At 34.2% G+C, this 18,197-nt stretch carries 18 protein-coding genes; 12 read left to right on the top strand and 6 right to left on the bottom strand.

Annotation, left to right across the window (positions count from 1 at the left end):
- Nucleotides 1-6 precede the first annotated feature (6 nt).
- From ACVEGE_RS11000 to ACVEGE_RS10975, 6 genes are all read left to right on the top strand, one after another.
- Entirely contained in the window at nucleotides 7-537 is a 531-nt protein-coding gene (locus tag ACVEGE_RS11000) for a DUF4136 domain-containing protein (RefSeq protein WP_173856988.1), read from the top strand.
- 61 nt (nucleotides 538-598) lie between these two features.
- Nucleotides 599-988 (top strand): group III truncated hemoglobin, encoded by a 390-nt coding sequence (locus ACVEGE_RS10995; protein ID WP_192500445.1) that lies wholly within the window; start codon nucleotides 599-601, stop codon nucleotides 986-988.
- 24 nt (nucleotides 989-1,012) lie between these two features.
- The gene (locus tag ACVEGE_RS10990) at nucleotides 1,013-2,140 is read left to right on the top strand and encodes an esterase-like activity of phytase family protein (protein ID WP_192500446.1); all 1,128 of its coding nucleotides are present in this window, start codon (nucleotides 1,013-1,015) and stop codon (nucleotides 2,138-2,140) included.
- Nucleotides 2,141-2,423: 283 nt separating this feature from the next.
- Nucleotides 2,424-2,975, top strand: a complete 552-nt coding sequence (locus ACVEGE_RS10985; RefSeq protein ID WP_192500447.1) for a hypothetical protein — start codon at nucleotides 2,424-2,426, stop codon at nucleotides 2,973-2,975.
- Nucleotides 2,976-3,073: 98 nt separating this feature from the next.
- The gene (locus ACVEGE_RS10980) at nucleotides 3,074-3,319 is read left to right on the top strand and encodes a hypothetical protein (RefSeq protein ID WP_192500448.1); all 246 of its coding nucleotides are present in this window, start codon (nucleotides 3,074-3,076) and stop codon (nucleotides 3,317-3,319) included.
- 633 nt (nucleotides 3,320-3,952) lie between these two features.
- Nucleotides 3,953-5,710 (top strand): aromatic amino acid hydroxylase, encoded by a 1,758-nt coding sequence (locus tag ACVEGE_RS10975; RefSeq protein ID WP_173856985.1) that lies wholly within the window; start codon nucleotides 3,953-3,955, stop codon nucleotides 5,708-5,710.
- Between the two features lie 142 nt (nucleotides 5,711-5,852).
- Here ACVEGE_RS10975 and ACVEGE_RS10970 read toward each other — a convergent pair whose 3' ends face one another.
- From ACVEGE_RS10970 to alaS, 4 genes are all read right to left on the bottom strand, one after another.
- Entirely contained in the window at nucleotides 5,853-6,473 is a 621-nt protein-coding gene (locus tag ACVEGE_RS10970) for a DUF4230 domain-containing protein (RefSeq protein ID WP_173850177.1), read from the bottom strand.
- A gap of 2 nt (nucleotides 6,474-6,475) precedes the next feature.
- Entirely contained in the window at nucleotides 6,476-7,432 is a 957-nt protein-coding gene (locus ACVEGE_RS10965) for a GSCFA domain-containing protein (protein WP_192500449.1), read from the bottom strand.
- A 112-nt stretch (nucleotides 7,433-7,544) separates the two neighbouring features.
- Complete coding sequence (locus ACVEGE_RS10960; protein ID WP_192500450.1) at nucleotides 7,545-8,285, bottom strand: hypothetical protein; 741 nt, start codon at nucleotides 8,283-8,285, stop codon at nucleotides 7,545-7,547.
- A gap of 180 nt (nucleotides 8,286-8,465) precedes the next feature.
- Nucleotides 8,466-11,102, bottom strand: a complete 2,637-nt coding sequence (alaS, locus tag ACVEGE_RS10955; protein WP_192500451.1) for an alanine--tRNA ligase — start codon at nucleotides 11,100-11,102, stop codon at nucleotides 8,466-8,468.
- A gap of 347 nt (nucleotides 11,103-11,449) precedes the next feature.
- On the opposite strand from alaS, the gene ACVEGE_RS10950 reads away from it, so the two are divergent.
- From ACVEGE_RS10950 to ACVEGE_RS10930, 5 genes are all read left to right on the top strand, one after another.
- Nucleotides 11,450-12,427 (top strand): M23 family metallopeptidase, encoded by a 978-nt coding sequence (locus tag ACVEGE_RS10950; RefSeq protein WP_173856981.1) that lies wholly within the window; start codon nucleotides 11,450-11,452, stop codon nucleotides 12,425-12,427.
- Nucleotides 12,428-12,497: 70 nt separating this feature from the next.
- Nucleotides 12,498-12,830: a MerR family transcriptional regulator gene (locus tag ACVEGE_RS10945; protein WP_173850182.1), complete on the top strand. Its 333-nt coding sequence runs from the start codon at nucleotides 12,498-12,500 to the stop codon at nucleotides 12,828-12,830.
- 56 nt (nucleotides 12,831-12,886) lie between these two features.
- On the top strand, nucleotides 12,887-13,474 hold the full coding sequence (locus ACVEGE_RS10940; protein ID WP_173850183.1) for a LemA family protein: 588 nt from the start codon (nucleotides 12,887-12,889) through the stop codon (nucleotides 13,472-13,474).
- A gap of 122 nt (nucleotides 13,475-13,596) precedes the next feature.
- Nucleotides 13,597-14,034 (top strand): TPM domain-containing protein, encoded by a 438-nt coding sequence (locus ACVEGE_RS10935; protein WP_173850184.1) that lies wholly within the window; start codon nucleotides 13,597-13,599, stop codon nucleotides 14,032-14,034.
- Nucleotide 14,035: 1 nt separating this feature from the next.
- Entirely contained in the window at nucleotides 14,036-14,845 is an 810-nt protein-coding gene (locus ACVEGE_RS10930) for a TPM domain-containing protein (protein WP_173856979.1), read from the top strand.
- Between the two features lie 278 nt (nucleotides 14,846-15,123).
- Here ACVEGE_RS10930 and der read toward each other — a convergent pair whose 3' ends face one another.
- Nucleotides 15,124-16,431: a ribosome biogenesis GTPase Der gene (gene der / locus ACVEGE_RS10925; protein WP_173850186.1), complete on the bottom strand. Its 1,308-nt coding sequence runs from the start codon at nucleotides 16,429-16,431 to the stop codon at nucleotides 15,124-15,126.
- Between the two features lie 106 nt (nucleotides 16,432-16,537).
- Between der and ACVEGE_RS10920 the strand changes: the two genes are divergently transcribed.
- The gene (locus ACVEGE_RS10920; protein ID WP_192500452.1) at nucleotides 16,538-17,035 is read left to right on the top strand and encodes a hypothetical protein; all 498 of its coding nucleotides are present in this window, start codon (nucleotides 16,538-16,540) and stop codon (nucleotides 17,033-17,035) included.
- A 273-nt stretch (nucleotides 17,036-17,308) separates the two neighbouring features.
- Here the strand turns inward: ACVEGE_RS10920 and era are convergent, their stop codons facing one another.
- Nucleotides 17,309-18,190, bottom strand: coding sequence for a GTPase Era (era, locus tag ACVEGE_RS10915; RefSeq protein WP_173850188.1), 882 nt, complete (start codon nucleotides 18,188-18,190; stop codon nucleotides 17,309-17,311).
- Between the last annotated feature and the right edge of the window lie 7 nt (nucleotides 18,191-18,197).

The following is an 18,197-nucleotide window of genomic DNA, read 5'->3' as shown; positions in this document are numbered from 1 at the left end:
CACACTATGAAAGCAATTAAACTTCTTCCCGTACTTTTCCTTTTCATATTAGGTGCCTGTAGCTCTGTGAGAGTGAATGCCGATTATGATAAAAATGTAGATTTTACGCAATATAAAACGTATGCCTTTCATAAAAACGGCATAGATAAAGTGCAAATATCTGAATTTGATAAAAAACGAATTCTGCGTGCCATCGATAACGAATTGGGCAAAATGGGAATGACAAAAAGTGAGAATCCAGATCTTTTAATCAACATTATGACTAAAGAAAGAGAAAAGCTAGAAGTGAACCAGTTCAATGCTGGATTTGGTTATGGTTGGGGATTTGGTTGGAATCCTTACATGTGGGGCGGACGCAATTACGTAAGCTCATCGACAGAAGGAACCTTATACATTGACCTGATTGATGCCAAGAAAAAAGAATTAATTTGGGAAGGTGAAGGCGTAGGATATTTAACCGAAAATCGTGATAGAAAAGAGCAAGTAATCAACGAATTTGTTGCTAAAATTCTAGCACAGTTTCCTCCAAAACAATAAAAAAACAAGACTTTTTACTAGAAATGGCCTACCTTTGCGTAGGCTTTTTTTATACCCACTTATGACAACACAAGCAGATATATCCACACTCGATGATATTAAATTATTAGTTGATACTTTTTATGCCAAAGTTCAAAAAGACGACTTTATAGGCCCTATATTTAATAACAAAATAGGCAACCACTGGCCAGAGCATTTAGAAAAAATGTACCGTTTTTGGCAAACTATTTTATTGGAAGTCCATTCCTATTCTGGCAGTCCTTTTCCACCACACAAACATTTACCCGTAGACAAAGAACATTTTGACCGTTGGATGGAAATTTTTGTAGCTACAGTAGATACTTTATTTGAAGGGCCAATTGCCGATGAAGCTAAATTACGTGCTAAAAACATGGCCGAAATGTTTAATTATAAAATCAACTATTTTAGAGACGCAGCCAAAAATAACTAGTCTTTAAACTAAAAACAATACCTCATGCGCAAATTACTCCTTGCTTTTTTACCTTTCGCAATCATCTCTTGTTCTAGCATTAAACCTGCAACGACAGCAAACCAAAACCCAACATTAAGATACATCAACACAATTGAAGTGCCTTTTAATCAAGAATTCAAAAATACCGTTGTAGGCGGATTGTCAAGTGTAGATTATGATGCTAAAAATGATTTATATTATTTTATTTGCGATGATCGATCCATTTATAATGATGCGCGTTTCTATACCGCCAAAATTCAATTGACTGCAGACACCTTAAACCATATTGCTTTTCAAAATGTAGTTGCTTTAAAAAATGAGGCTGGTCAAAAATACGCCAACTGGGAAAAATATCCTGATAGCTCTATAGATCCTGAAGAGATGCGTTATAACCCAAAAACAAAATCGGTGGTTTGGAGCAGCGAAGGCGCACGCGTAATTGCCAAAGATTTTGCGGTTATTCAAAATCCGTCTTTGCAGTATGCAAAACTAAACGGAGATTACAGTAACGCATTTGAATTACCCAGTAACCTCAACATGCAAAAAGAGGAAAAAGGGCCACGTAGCAATGGTGTGCTTGAGGGAATTACTTTCAATAAAGATTACAGTGTTGTTTACACTAACGTTGAAGAACCTTTATACGAAGACGATACTGAAGCAACAACAACTAAAGGTGGCTTAATCCGTATCTTTAAATTTGATGCTAAATCCAGAAAAAATACCGCGCAATACGGCTACCTGCTCGATCCCATTGCACACGAACCCAACCCGCATACTGGCTTTGCCGTAAACGGAATATCGTCGATTCAATTTTATGATGACAATCATTTATTCATTTTAGAGCGTTCGTATTCCGTAGGAAAACAAGCGTGCACCATAAAATTGTATTTATGCGATTTATCGAAAGCGACTGATATAAAAAACATAGATTCATTACAAAATCAAGAATTCACTGTCGCTCCTAAAAAATTAATTTTGAATATGGACGATTTAGGAATTTTTACAGACAATATAGAAGGAATTACTTTTGGTCCTAAATTAGCCAATGGCAAGCAGTCATTACTTTTTGTGACTGATAACAATTTCTCTGACAAACAAAAAACGCAAGTATTGCTTTTTGAAATAGAGTAAATTGCCTTTATAAATGATATTAGAGATCCGTAACAGCTTTGTTGCGGATTTTTTTCGTTTATTTTTTGAGGTTGGTTGTGTTTTATATTGTTTTCTGAGCAAACGGTATTCTTGAATTTATTAAAAAATATTTTTTTATAGGATTTATAGTTCGAATTAATATACCTTTATGATTAGTAATACTACAGGATAAAACTTCGTCAATACAGCGTTATTTAGTGGGGTTGCGAAGGTTTGATTTGTGTTTATGATAGTTAGTGCCAATTTAAAAAAAAATCAATAAATGAAAGATATTAATGATCATTATGATAAATACATTTTTGATAAAATGTCAGATGAAAATGAATGGCCAGAAATTGAAAACACAAAACTAATCGGAGAATTTATTAAAATTGCAAATAAACAATTTTCTAATAATAACATAGAAGGTTATCTTTCATCAACACTAATCTTTCATCAAATAATTGAAGAATTACTCATCAATTTACTTAAGTTATCTAATTTATACATCCAAGCAGAAATTTGGCCTACTAAACTAAATTTGAAAATCAAAGAGAAATTAATGTTTGGTGAAATTATTCGAGAACATGATCGCTCAATTAAATTTGATAAAAAAACCGAACTCATTGACGAATGCAGAAAATTCAATGAAATAAGGATAAAGTTTGTTCACAACCTATTAAAATTTAAAAATGAAACTGAAGTAAAAACTAAAGCTAAATCTATTCAAGAAAAATTCAGATTAATAATTGACTTATACTTTGAAGGTAGAGAGCATATTGAATATTTATTGTTTGATTTACAAAAAAGGATTGATTGGGACTTAATGAAATAAAAACTGCCCATAATATCAGTTTGCAAAAATAACGAAACATCTTTAGTTTTTAATTAATTTTACTTTTTAGTTGTACCTGATAAAAAGCAGAAACTTTTATGAAACAAAATTGGAAAATATTTGAATTAATTATCTCAGGAATTCAAATATTTTTGGGAATAATAATGTTGATTGTTGTCTACATAACCATAACATCCCATTATTATACGTTATGGATAAATCCTTTGATTGACCATGCAGCAATTGCTGAAATGGCTTTTAGAGGGAATGTTACTTTAGTTATTCTTGCACTTATTACTATATTTTCAGGGATTCTACTTATAAAAAATAAAATTAATGGTTAAATCTTAAGTCAGATCACTTGGGTTATGATAACTTTATTATTGCTAATTAACTCAATTAGGTTATTTCAAAAAAAGGAGCTCGATATTGATTTTTTATCTGGAATTTCTATTGGACTAATAGCTACTACTTTGCTAATAATTTTGTTCCTATTAAATAATTCGGCATTCAGAAAAAAATATTTCATAACCAGACGTAATTGGATTTTTGTCTCAATTATTATAACAATATTAACGGCCTCCAAATTTTTATAATTTTAAATCTTAATACTAAAGTGAACAAAATATAATTGCATTGTCATTTGAACATAGGAAAAGGTCTCAATCCGTTTTTCCCATCCAATAGTTTTATTTTGATAATAGATGTAATCTAGCTCGGTTACTTCGTTTCTTGCAATGACCTTAAGTGTTTCATTATCCAATCCTACCTTTTACCACCACTCCCTAGCCGCGATTGCAATGAAAAGCTTTTTATGCAAGCCGTTTTTTGCTTTTTCTAGTTTATAAAAAGCGACCGCAGGAAGCTCTTTTAGAAACTTTAGAAAAACAAACGGCTCAATAAAAACTTGCAATGAAAAGCGGGAAATAGCTTCTATAATTCGTACTTTTGTAGCTCACCACTACAACGTTTTAGATATGAATGCAACTATTGAAAGTAATCCCTTATTAGACCGATTACCCAAACATTTAAAGCAATTTATTAAAGCTCAAGATTATAGCGATTACACACCTATTAATCAGGCAGTTTGGCGCTATGTGATGCGTAAAAATGTAGATTATCTTTCGCGAGTAGCACATAGTTCGTACTTAGAGGGTTTGAAAAAAACCGGAATTCAGATTGATAATATCCCTAGTATGTACGGTATGAACCGTATTTTGACCGAAATAGGTTGGGCTGCTGTTGCTGTGGATGGATTTATTCCTCCTAATGCGTTCATGGAGTTTCAGGCGTATAACGTTTTAGTGATTGCATCAGATATTCGTCAACTCGAACATATAGAATACACGCCTGCTCCCGATATTATTCACGAGGGTGCTGGGCACGCGCCTATTATTGCCAATCCTGAATATGCGGAATATTTACGTCGTTTTGGAGAGATAGGTTGCAAGGCGATTTCATCAAGCAAGGATTACGAAATGTACGAGGCAATCCGACTTTTGTCGATTGTAAAAGAGGCCGAAGGAACGCCACAAGCGACTATCGACGCTGCCGAAAAAGCAGTGGAAGACTTGCAAAACAATATGGGAGAATTATCTGAAATGGCCCAAATACGCAACCTGCACTGGTGGACCGTAGAATACGGTTTGATTGGTACGGTAGAAGATCCTAAAATTTATGGTGCTGGATTACTATCTTCTATTGGCGAGAGTGCGCACTGCATGACGCAAGAAGTAAAAAAAATACCTTACGATATATCAGCGGCTTACCAAAGTTTTGATATTACAAAACTACAGCCACAACTGTATGTAACCCCTACTTTTGCCTATTTAAATTTGGTTTTAGAGGAATTTGCTAATAAAATGGCGTTGCGTACTGGTGGTCTATCTGGAATTGAGAAGTTAATTAATTCAGCTGCTCTTGGAACGATCGAATTGAGTACTGGATTGCAAATTTCGGGTGTTTTCACTAATGTGATTGCACATGAAGGTAAACCAATTTACATACAATCGACCGGAAAAACAGCGCTCGCTTCACGCGAAAAAGAATTGGTAGGACACGGAACTTTGACGCATCCTGACGGTTTTGGTAGTCCGATTGGGAAACTTAAAGGCATCAACTTAGCTATAGAAGACATGAGTCCGAAAGACTTGCTTGCTTACGACATTCTAGAATCTAAAACGGTAAGATTAGAGTTTGAAGGAGGAATTACTGTAGAAGGCGAAATTGTAACGGGTTCTAGAAATTTACAGGGTGAAATTATCTTGATTCGTTTTAAAAATTGTACCGTTACGCATGGAGAAACGATTTTGTTCCAACCGGAATGGGGCGTTTATGACATGGCTGTGGGAAAGAAAGTAGTTTCGGCTTTCTCTGGCCCCGCTGATGTGAATAGTTTTGACTTGATTACACACATGCCTTCTAGCACAACAATAAAAGCGCAACAAAGCGCAGAACGTGATGATCTGGAGGTATTATATCAATCTGTTCGAATGATTAGAGAGAGTAAAGACACTACCTCTTCTTTGGTTGTGATTTTTGGGGATGTACAGCAAAATCATCCTAAAGATTGGTTGCTTTCTGTTGAGATAGCAGAGCTTTTGCAAGAGCGCAACGATATGGTTTTAATGGAAGAAGTTGTTGCTTATCTCGAAACACAAAAACTAAAAAGACCCGAAGTAGCGCATTTAATTTGTGGTGGACTAGATTTAATTTTTGAAAAAGCCAACGCATAATAAGACCGATTGATTAGCTAATTGATGTGAATTGAATAAATATAAAAACCGCAAATTTGCTAAATAGTTTAGCCAATTTGCGGTTTTTAATTTTAAAAATATCCTAAGAAAATAAAAAGCAGTTCATATAGCGTTAAACTATTTACAACTTAATTTGTTGATCTAGCTCTTTATCATTTGCAATAACTTTCCCTTCATATTTTAACGTCCAACCTAAATTTTTGGTCGTAATTAATAATTGTGACAATTCACTTATTAAGCGATTTTGAGCATTGGATTTTAAAGTAGACCCTTCAATCTTCTTCGCTAGATTCGCTTTTACTGATTTGTTGATTTTGTTGTAATCATCACCCGTAAATGGATTCAGTTTACTTTGCTCGACATCGTAAAACTTAATATCAGGATTGATTTTTATTTCTTCTTTTGGAATATAAACGATCGAAATTGTTTTATTCGCTTCATCAATATCGTATTTCATTTTATGTAAATCGTAAGCTACCGTTACATCAGCATTGACAACTACTAAGGCTTTTTTGTCAAAACTCACCATTCCCATCAAGTATTTCTCTTGATTTTTATAGGTGATTACTTCAGAGAAATGTCCTTCGGTTACAATAAGCTTTCCTACGTTCAGGATTTGTTGCTGAATCAAGCCAGCGCTGTCTATAGTTGTAGCATCGTCTGCTTTCTTGAAATCACAAAATTTGAACAGCAAGAATACTGTTCCTATCAAACCTATAAAAATAAAAAATCGCTTTAACATAATTAAAATTTCATAAATGAATATTGTGAAACCATTTTAGCAATTTTAGTGTGCAAATTGGCTTCAAATTTTTGATGACTTTCCGATCCTGGATTGAAAGGTCGGTGTTGCAATGATTTCTGAATTGTTGCTATGAATTCCATCGTTTCATGAGTAGCCTCAGTAATAGTTGTTGCTGCAAATCGCTCCCAAATATAATCAATAGCTACTTGATTGGGATGCAACATGTCTGCATTATAAAAGCGATAATCACGAAGTTCATCCATCATGATTTCATAACTAGGAAAGTACTCCGTGTTCAGTTTATAGTGTTCAGTTTTGATTATGTTATGAATTGCGGTAATTAAATGTGATTTACTTCTTTGGTTTTCAACAAAACCATCTTTGAGGTGGCGCACTGGGGAAATGGTAAAAATAATAGTGCAATTTAGATTGATTTTTCCGATTAAATCGATCGTATTTTGAATTGACTTTTCAATCGTATCAATCGATAATAATTCTTTTGTAAATTGCTTTTGAGGTACTTTATGACAATTGGCAACTATAGAATTTTTTTCAGTATTTCGGTACACCCAAGAAGTTCCATACGTAATAATGATGTGTGATGAATCGATTAATTGTTGAGTCATTGATTTGAGAATCTGATTTAAGTCTTCAAGGAATAGTTCTTTGTTTGAATTACTCAAATCAGAATGTATATCATAACAATGCCATTGTTCATTATGATAAAAAATATCTTCTTCCGTAAATTCTTTCTCACGAACTACTCTTTCAATAATTTTCTCAATGGAAGCAGAATTGAAAATAATTCCGAATAGATTCGTCTCACTTTGTAATTTAAAATATTGGAATTTAGATCCCATATTTTCCGCAAAGCAAGAACCCAAAGAGATAATCTTGGATTTATAGTCTATTGGGTTTAGACTCTTAGATATGGGTATTTGTGTGGTAAAATGCATCTTTACTATTTCCTGTAAATTTCGACATTTTTTTATAAATAAAAAAACCAGAAACTAATCGCATTTGGTTTTTTAAATATTGCAAATTCTAAAGAAATAGTATTTACATTTTTTAATAGAAATATTCAGTCGTACCAGAGTTATCAGTACCCGTATTTACTTCCTTAACAGGATATCCATTTTCATTATAAGTAAACGTAGAATTAGTCCACAATTCATTATCAACTGAATCTGTCAATATATTATGTAAAATTCCAAAAGCGTCACCAGCAGTCAATGCAATTTTACCCCATCCTAAAACATTTTTAAATGGATTATTTTTAGTATCATAAGTATATTTATGGTGTTCACCACTTGTAGAGGTAATTTCGCTTATTTCTCCATTTACAAAAGTTACCTTCCCCTCTCCATCAAATAAAGTCTGAGATATCTCATCTCCAGAATAATTTTTAACAGCCACACTTCCATCAGCATTATAAGTATAAACTTCTTTTGATCCCAATCCATCCTCTGGTTCAACTCTTATATAAGTTACTACTTTACCATCGCTATTATACGCATAAGATTCTGATTGTTCAATTGTTCCATTAGCATATTTATATTCCAGTTTAGTTATTAGATTACCCGTATATGTAACGTAAATATTCAAAACTTTAGTATTATCAATTATACTTATTAACTTATTACCATCATATGTGTAGTTAATAGTAAGGTTTTCTTCTGTATCAGAACCTGTTTGAATTCTTTTTTTTAATAACACCCCCTCAGAAGAATTGGAAGATGAATCATCATTAGAACAAGAAGAAATTAGCACTAAAGTTAAAGCGCTAAAAATGCATAGAATTTTTTTCATTTTTAATAAATTACTTGTTAATACATTTGCAAATATATATGAAGAAATAATCATTAACCTAATAAAATTTAACAATTTTTAACAAAAAAAATCCCAGATAAGCTATTTTACAACTAATCTGGGATATATGATTATACAATCCATTTATTACCAAATAAATAGAAATTTATTATAGAAAATTTACTTTACAAACGCAATTGCTTTTTCTAAAGCCGCTGCAATTCCATCTACATTTTTACCTCCTGCAGTTGCAAAAAATGGTTGCCCACCTCCTCCACCTTGGATGAACTTACCTAATTCACGAACAACAAGTCCAGCGTTTAAGTTTTTACCAGCTACTAATTCTTTAGAAATATAACAACTCAACATTGGTTTTCCTTCTTCGGCTGTAGCCAAAACCAAAAACATATTGGTTCCTAATGTTCCTAACTCATATGCCAAATCTTTAGCACCTTCAGGATTTAAGTCTACTTGTTTTGCCAAGAACTGAATTCCGTTGATTTCTTGGATTTCTTTAGCCAAGTCACCTTTCATGTTTTTAGCCTTGTCTTTCAACAAGCTTTCTAACTGTTTCTTCAACTTCGCGTTATCATCTTGCAAAGCCACAACTGCCTTTAAAGTACCTTGTGGGTTTTTAAGCGACAATTTAATTTCGTTTAACAGCACTTCTTGGTTAGCATAATGCTTTTTCACAGCATCAGAAGTTATCGCTTCAATACGACGAATTCCTGCTGCAACTGCTCCTTCAGATACAATCTTGAAAGACCAAATTTCAGCGGTATTGTTTACGTGAATTCCTCCACACAATTCCATGCTGTCGCCAAATTTTATTGCACGAACAGAATCTCCATATTTTTCACCAAATAAAGCCATAGCACCTTCTGATACCGCTTGCGCGAAAGGAATGTCTCTGCGCTCAATTAGTGGCAATTGCTCTTGAATTCTTGCGTTTACAAAATCTTCGACTTGCTGTAATTCTCCATCAGTGACTTTAGCGAAATGCGAAAAGTCAAAACGCAAGTTATTTGGCGTTACCAATGATCCTTTTTGCTCTACGTGCGTTCCTAAAACGGTACGTAAAGCCAAATGCATCAAGTGTGTTGCCGAGTGATTCTTAGCAGATGCTGCTCTCAAATCAGTATTTACTTTTGCTACAAAACTTGCATTTACATTTTCAGGTAATTGCTTCGCCAGCAACAATATTAAGTTATTCTCTTTTTTAGTATCTATAATTTGGATGGTCTCATTTGCCGAGACCAATGTTCCCTTGTCTCCTACTTGTCCTCCTCCTTCTGGATAGAACGGACTCTTATCAACAACGATTTGGTACAAAACACCATCTTTCTTAGAGTCTACTTTTCGAATACGAGTGATTTTCACATCTGCTTCGGTTTGATCATATCCTACAAATGTTTCTACATTACCAGGAACTAATACAGACCAATCTTCAGTTGAAACTTCAGAGGCTGCGCGAGAACGTGCTTTTTGTTCTTGCATTGCTACATCAAATCCAGCCTCGTCTAATGCTAATCCTCTTTCTCTTAAAATCAAGGCTGTTAAATCTTTTGGAAAACCAAAAGTATCATAAAGTTCAAAAGCCTTCGCTCCTGCTACTACTTTAGATTTTGTTTCGCTAATTACATTTTCAAGCAATTGCAATCCTTGATCTAATGTTCTTAAGAAAGAAGCTTCTTCCTCACGAATTACATTAGTCACTAAGTTTTGCTGCGATTTGATTTCTGGGAAAAATTCGCCCATTTGATCTGCTAGAACAGCAACTAACTTATAAATAAAAGGCTCTTTAGTATCTAAAAATGTGAATCCGTAACGAATAGCACGACGCAATATACGACGAATCACATAACCCGCACCTGTATTAGATGGCAATTGACCATCGGCAATAGCAAAGGCTACGGCACGCACGTGATCTACAATGACACGAATTGCGATATTGGTTTTATCTTGCTCCTCCGAAATGTTCTTAATCTCGTTAGAAGTATATTTTAATCCTGTAATCTCTTCAACTTTAGCGATAAGAGGTGTAAAAACATCGGTATCGTAATTTGAAGTTACGTTTTGAATTGCCATACACAAGCGCTCAAATCCCATTCCAGTATCTACGTGTTGTGCTGGTAATTTTTCAAGAGAACCATCGGCTTTACGGTTGAATTCCATAAATACGTTGTTCCAAATCTCCACTACTTGAGGATGATCTGCATTTACCAAACTTGCTCCACTTACTGCAGCTCTTTCGGCATCTGTACGTAAATCGATATGAATTTCTGAACAAGGTCCGCAGGGTCCTTGATCTCCCATTTCCCAGAAATTGTCTTTTTTGTTTCCAAGGATAATATGGTCTTCGGGAACAAATTGTTTCCATATATCAAATGCTTCTTGGTCAAAAGGAACGTTCTCTTCTTCATTTCCTTCAAAAACAGAAACATACAAACGGTCTTTGTCTAGTTTCAATACTTCGGTTAAGAATTCCCATGCGAACGGCAACGCTTCTTTTTTGAAATAATCACCAAAAGACCAGTTCCCTAACATTTCAAACATGGTGTGGTGGTAGGTATCAAAACCTACATCTTCTAGATCATTATGTTTTCCTGAAACACGAAGACATTTTTGCGTATCGGCAATTCTATTGCTTTTTGGCGTGGCATTCCCTAGAAAATATTCTTTGAATTGGGCCATCCCTGAGTTATTGAACATCAAGGTTGGATCATCTTTAAGAACAATTGGTGCAGAGGGAACAATTAAATGTCCTTTGCTTTGAAAAAAATCTAGAAATTGTTTACGTACGTCTTGTGATTTCATTATTTTGATTTAAAAATTTAAAGATTGAATAATTTAAAAATTTTAGTAGTTTGATCCATTTAATTTTTTTCATTATTTAATCTTTGTACACTCATACCTTGCCCCAGATAGCAGTGAAAAGCTTTGAAGTTTTGAAATCTATTTTTTTCTTGTGGTGGCAGAGCGACCGGAGGAAGCTCCTGCCAGCGCAGTAGAAAAAATGATTTCAAGACGAGAACTTGAAACGAATAGCTGGAATAGGCACATTAATATATTTATTACTAAAAAAAGGCGATAACAAATGAAACATTTCTTAAATTTGTTGTTCTAACCTTTTTATAAGGTGCAAAAATAGGGTATTTTAAAATATGGCGAAAGTAAAATATTATTACGATTCTGAAAATCTAGCATATCGGAAAATTAAAACTAAGAAAAGAAGGAAATTTGGCTTCATAGCCTTGTTTTTACTGGCTTCAGTTCTTTTTGGTTTTATTAGTTTTGTGGTTTTATTGAACACTCCGTACTTTAAAACACCAAAAGATTTAATTCAGGCGCGTGAAATTGAAAATTTGAAACTGAATTATGCCGTTTTAAATAAAAAAATGGACCAGCTAGATAATGTGATTGCCGCTATTGAGGATCGCGATAATAATTTGTACCGAACGTATTTTAATACTACAGCTATTCCTGAGGAAGACAGAAAATCAGGGTATAGCAACAATAATCGTTATGCTGCATTAGAGGGTTATGATAATTCGCAGTTGGTTTTAAATACCACAAAAAGAGTGGATGTGTTATCTAAGGAGTTGGCGATTCAATCTAAATCTTTAGATTATATTTTAAAATTAGCGAAAGAAAAAAACAAATTATTGTCTGCCATTCCTGCCATTCAGCCAGTGAAAAATGAAAATTTGAAACGTATGGCATCAGGCTTTGGATACCGTACAGATCCGTTTACTAAAGCGCGTAAAATGCATGAAGGAATGGACTTTACAGCCAATACTGGTACTCCTATTTATGCTACTGGAGATGGAGTTGTTGCTCGTGCGGACAATACGGCATCAGGTTATGGAAACCACATTGTAATTAGGCATGGTTATGGATACGAAACACTGTATGCGCATTTAAGCAAATACAATTGCAGAGCTGGTCAAAAAATTAAACGTGGTGATGTTATAGGATACATAGGAAGCACCGGAAGATCAGAGGGACCGCATTTACATTATGAGGTTCATAAAGACGGAAAAGTGGTGAATCCTCTTAATTTTTATTACGGAAATATATCAGCTGTGGAATATGTGGCCATTTCGCAACAAGCCAATCAAGAGAATCAGTCTTTAGACTAGTATTCAGGATTGGGTTAGTAGTAGCAGTATTTATTAGACAATAAAGTTTAAAAAAATTAAAATATAAAAAATGCATATTGAACTATCTAAAGACAAGAGGTATTATAGCATAGGTGAAATTGCTAAGGCATTTGATGTCAATGCCTCACTGATTCGTTTTTGGGATAGTGAATTTGATATTCTAAAGCCTAAGAAAAATGCTAAAGGAAATAGAATGTTTACTCCAGAAGATGTGACCAACCTGCAACTGATATATCATTTAGTTAAGGAAAGAGGTTTTACGCTTGAAGGAGCAAAAACACACTTGAAAGAAGGTCAGAAGAAAACACTGGATAAATTTGAAATTATCCGAAAATTAGAAACAGTACGAACACAGTTAACAAACATTAAGAATCAACTTTAAAAGTGGATTTAGATTATAATTTTAAAACCGAATATTAAACATTAAAAAAAATAAACATGAAAAGATTTTTGCCTTGGATTATTGTAGCCGTAGTTATTATTGGAATGTACAGCTGGATTAAAGGAATTAACAATACTGCTGTAGAATTAAACCAAAATGTAGAACAATCTTGGGGAGATGTACAAACGGCTTACCAAAGACGTAATGACCTAATAGGGAACTTAGTAAACACCGTGAAAGGAGCTGCTGAATTTGAAAAAAGCACATTGACAGCGGTTATTGAGGCTCGTGCAAAAGCTACGCAAGTAACTATTGACCCATCAAACATTACTCCTGAACAATTACAAGCATTCAACTCAGCTCAAAGTGGTGTTAGTAGCTCTCTATCCCGTTTATTAGTAAGCGTAGAGCGTTATCCTGATCTAAAAGCAAATCAAAACTTCTTGAAATTACAAGACGAATTAGCAAGTACCGAAAATCAAATATTGACTTCTAGAACTCGTTTTAATGAAGCAGTTAGACCTTATAATACTCACATCAAAACATTCCCAAATAGCATGTTTGCAGGAATGTTTGGATTTAAAGAAAAAGCTTATTTCAATGCTGTTGAAGGTGCTGATAAACCTGTAGAAGTAAAATTCTAAAACAACTCCATTAAAAAGGATTTTAAAATAAACCATTAAGAAATTTAGATTATTAAGAAATAATGAATCTTGTTTCTTAATGGTTTATTGTTTTAAATTAATTATAATATAAAAAGTAACTCATGTCTAAAGTAGAAGATTTTTTAACACCTGAAGAAGAACAAGAAATTGTTGATGCAATTTGTGTGGCCGAAAAAAACACCTCTGGAGAAATCAGGGTGCATCTAGAAAAAACAACAAAACTTGATCCTTATGATCGTGCGCTGGAAGTTTTTAATGAGTTAAAAATGGATCAAACGCAGTTAAAAAATGGCGTCTTGATTTACTTAGCCGTAGCAGATAAAACGTTTGTTATTTGTGGAGATCAAGGAATCAATGATATTGTAACCAATACATTCTGGGACAGCACAAAAGACGTTATGATTGCACATTTCAAAAACGGGAATTTTAAACAAGGATTGATTGACGGAATTTTAAGAGCTGGAGAAGAGCTTAAACAACATTTCCCATCGTCTGAAGATGATACGAATGAACTATCAAACGAAATATCTAAAGGATAATATGATTTTACAAAAAAAGAATACCGCCTTATCGTTACTCTTACTTATTGGACTTTTCATAACACAATTAGGGTTTGCACAATTTACGATTCCGAAAAAGCCGGATGTACAAACTAGCGTTTATGATTATGCCAATGTGTTGAGCGCATCAGAAAAGGCACAGTTAGAAGAAAAGCTAATCAAGTACGCAGATACAACAACTACCCAAATTGTTGTGATTACTATTGAAAGCTTGAAAGGAGAAGATATAGGCATCCTTACTCCAAAATGGGGTCATGAATGGGGAATAGGCGGAACAGCAAAAGACGATAACGGCGTACTTATTTTATTAGCTAAAGAGGAAAAAAAAATATGGATATCTCCAGGTTACGGTCTTGAAGACCGTTTAACAGCTGGTATAGGTGGTGAGATTACTCGAAATATAATTCTGCCAGAATTTAGAGCAGGAAGTTATTACAATGGTCTAGACAAAGGTACAGATGCACTTTTTGACGTTTTTAAAGGAAAATATAAAGGTGAACGAAAACGAAGTAATAAGGGGAGTGATTTCCCGCTATTGCCCTTAATTATCATTGTTATAATTATACTCATGCTGGTTTCTAAAAACAAAGGAGGAGGCGGAAACTCTGGAAATCGCGGGGGCGGAGGCCCTAGTTTACTAGATGTCATCCTACTGAGCAGTCTTGGCCGTGGTGGCGGAGGTGGTTTTGGTGGTGGATCTTCTGGAGGAGGATTTGGCGGCGGCGGCGGATTCGGTGGTGGATTCGGTGGCGGTGGTTTTTCTGGAGGAGGCTCCGGAGGAAGCTGGTAAAAATACAATCTATAAAAAAAAGCTGCAAAATGCAGCTTTTTTTATTTTATAGCACTAAAATATTATATTGAATGTACTTTTTTAGCTCAAAAAACCTAAATAATAGCAAACTATAGCATAACCTACTTTTTATCTTATCTAGCGCAATAGATATGCTTTAGTGGTTCTCGACTCCGCTCGAACTGACAATTTGACTTTTTACAAATAGCATTTATACAAAGTTTTAAGAAGCAATTTTACCAAAAAAAATCCCGATTTTCATCGGGATTTTTTAATTTTTATTTCTCTCTAATATAGATATCAATTGGAACTCCTGAGAAATCCCAGTTGTCTCTAATTTTATTTTCAAGGTAACGTTTGTACGGTTCTTTTACATATTGTGGCATGTTCGCAAAAAACACAAACTGAGGTGTAGGTGTTGGCAACTGCATACAATATTTAATTTTTACGTACTTTCCTTTAGTAGCTGGTGGCGGGTATGCTTCAATCACTTTCAACATGTATTCGTTGAATTTTGAAGTTGCAATACGTTGTTGTCTACTTTCGTATACTTTAACTGTAGCCTCAAGCGCTTTTAACAAACGTTGTTTTGTCAAAGCAGATACAAAAAGAATTGGCACATCAGTAAATGGCATTAACTCTTCTCTAATTTTTTCTTCGTAATCTCTTGTAGACATGGTTTCTTTTTCAACCAAATCCCATTTGTTTACTAAGATAACAACTCCTTTTCTATTCTTTTCAGCCAACCAAAAAATGCTTTGATCTTGACCTTCAAATCCACGAGTTGCATCAATAATCAAGATGCAAATATCTGCATGCTCAATAGCACGCACTGAACGCATTACTGAGTAAAACTCTAAATCTTCCTTTACCTTAGCTTTACGACGAATTCCCGCAGTATCTACTAAGTTAAATTCAAAACCAAAACGGTCAAATTTTGTATCGATAGAATCACGAGTAGTACCCGCAATATCAGTCACTATATAACGATCTTTACCAATTAATGCATTAATAAAACTTGATTTCCCAGCATTTGGACGTCCTACTACTGCAAAACGAGGCAAGTCTGAAGTTTCTTCCACTTCTGGTTTTTCAGGAAATGCTTTAATTAAAGCATCTAATAAATCTCCTGTACCACTTCCTGAAATACTTGCAAAAGTATAATACTCCCCTAAACCAAGGTTGTAAAATTCCACTGCGTCTTTCTCACGCATGGCGTTATCTACTTTATTCACAGCAAGAAGCACTGGCTTAGTTACTTTACGCAATAATCTAGCAACAGCATCATCCATTGGAGTGATACCTTCTTCTACATCAACTACAAAAATGATGACATCAGCCTCATCAATAGCAAGTTCTACTTGCTTACGGATTTCGCCTTCAAAAACGTCATCAGATCCACGAACGTATCCTCCTGTATCAATTACAGAAAACTCTTTTCCGTTCCACTCGCTTTTACCATAGTTTCTATCTCGGGTAACTCCCGAAACTGAATCTACAATAGCTTCTCTTCTTTGTATCAGCCTATTAAAAAGGGTTGATTTCCCTACATTAGGTCTTCCTACTATCGCAACAATGTTATTCATAATCTAATTTTCAAATATTCTGCAAAGGTAGTGTAAAAAGCGTGAATATCAATTTTTTTGATATATTAGCACTTTCACTGATATTTAACTCTAAAAAATGGTACTTATGGAAGTCGATAATGAAATAAGATTACTGCTTCGTTTTTATAAAGACGTACCCGAAAAAACGGATTTATTATTGGATAAATTCAAGCATTTTGCACAAATTAAAGACGATAACTACCACATTAAAGTTAGCGGAAATCATGTGTGGTTACATATTATAGGAGTACAAAAAAAATATTATTCTCCTCACCTCCACTTAGAATTAGAAACTCCTACTGAAAACCAGACTCATATTCGAGGTTTGTTTGGCCCTGATCCTGTGCTGTGGAGTTTTTTTATGTTTCTACATTTTATAGTAGCAGGTGTTTTTTTAATCTTCCTAGGAATACTTTATTCTGATTACGTGTTGAAAAACGCACTCACCACAGATTCCCTAGTGCTTACCTTAATGTTTATTGCTTGGTTTTTATTGTATTTTATTGCTCGCCAAATAAGACATAACGGGAACGATCAAATGAAAGAGTTGGAAGTTTTATTCGAAAAAATCATCGCTTCATGATTCCTAAAATTGAAATCTACTGCGGTTTTGCGTAAGGGATAGCAGTGGAAATCCTTTTTTAAGGCTGTTTTTTAAGCCTTAAAAAAGATTGAAACGAATAGCCCGACCCGACTTTTTTGGCGGGATACGCCCAAATCTTTCAACCATGGTGGTGATTACTTATTGCAAAATTTTTCTTTGAAACAAAAAAAAATCAGCACTAGAAGTAAATTCTGCTACTGATTTTTAAATTATTGCAATATCGAATTCCGATACGCTAACAAATTATATATTTTATTGGTTATAACCAAAACGTTTTAACATGTTGGCGTTGCTTCTCCAATTTTTATTTACTTTGACCACCAATTCGATGTGGATTTGTTTTCCAAAAAACTTTTCTAAATCGGCACGAGAGTCCACTCCTACCTTTTTCAAAGCTGCTCCTTTGTGTCCAATGATAATTCCTTTTTGTGTTTCGCGCTCCACCATAATTAAAGAACGGATGCGAATAATGTTGTCGTCTTCAAAAAACTCTTCGGTAACAATTTCGACCGCGTACGGAATCTCCTTACTATAATTCAATAAGATTTTCTCGCGAATAGTCTCATTTACAAAGAAACGTTCTGGCTTATCTGTCAATTGATCTTTTGGATAATAAGCAGGTGATTCTGGCAAAAGCGAAATGATTCTTTGAAAAACTTCGGGTACATTAAAATTCTTTAAAGCTGATATTGGATAAATTTCGGCATTAGGTACTTTAGCAGTCCAGAACGCTACTTGCTCTTCCAATTGTACTTGATTCGAATTATCAATTTTATTCAACAATAACAATACTGGTATTTTAGAATGAATGATTTTATTAAAAAAAGCTTCATCTTTTAAATCTTGCTCCCCTATTTCGACCATGTAAATCAAAATATCAGCATCTTCGAATGCCGATTTTACGAAATTCATCATCGATTCCTGCATTTCGTATGCTGGCTTAATAATTCCAGGAGTATCTGATAAGATCATTTGAAAATCTTCACCGTTTACAATTCCTAGGATTCTGTGACGTGTTGTTTGTGCTTTGGATGTAATGATTGATAATCGTTCTCCAACAAAGGCATTCATTAATGTTGATTTCCCAACGTTAGGATTCCCTATAATATTTACAAAACCTGCTTTATGTGACATTTAATAT

This window comes from Flavobacterium sp. PL002 (assembly GCF_054165825.1).
The sequence above is the reverse complement of the archived record's forward strand: the minus strand, read 5'-3'. Positions and strand labels throughout refer to the sequence as shown.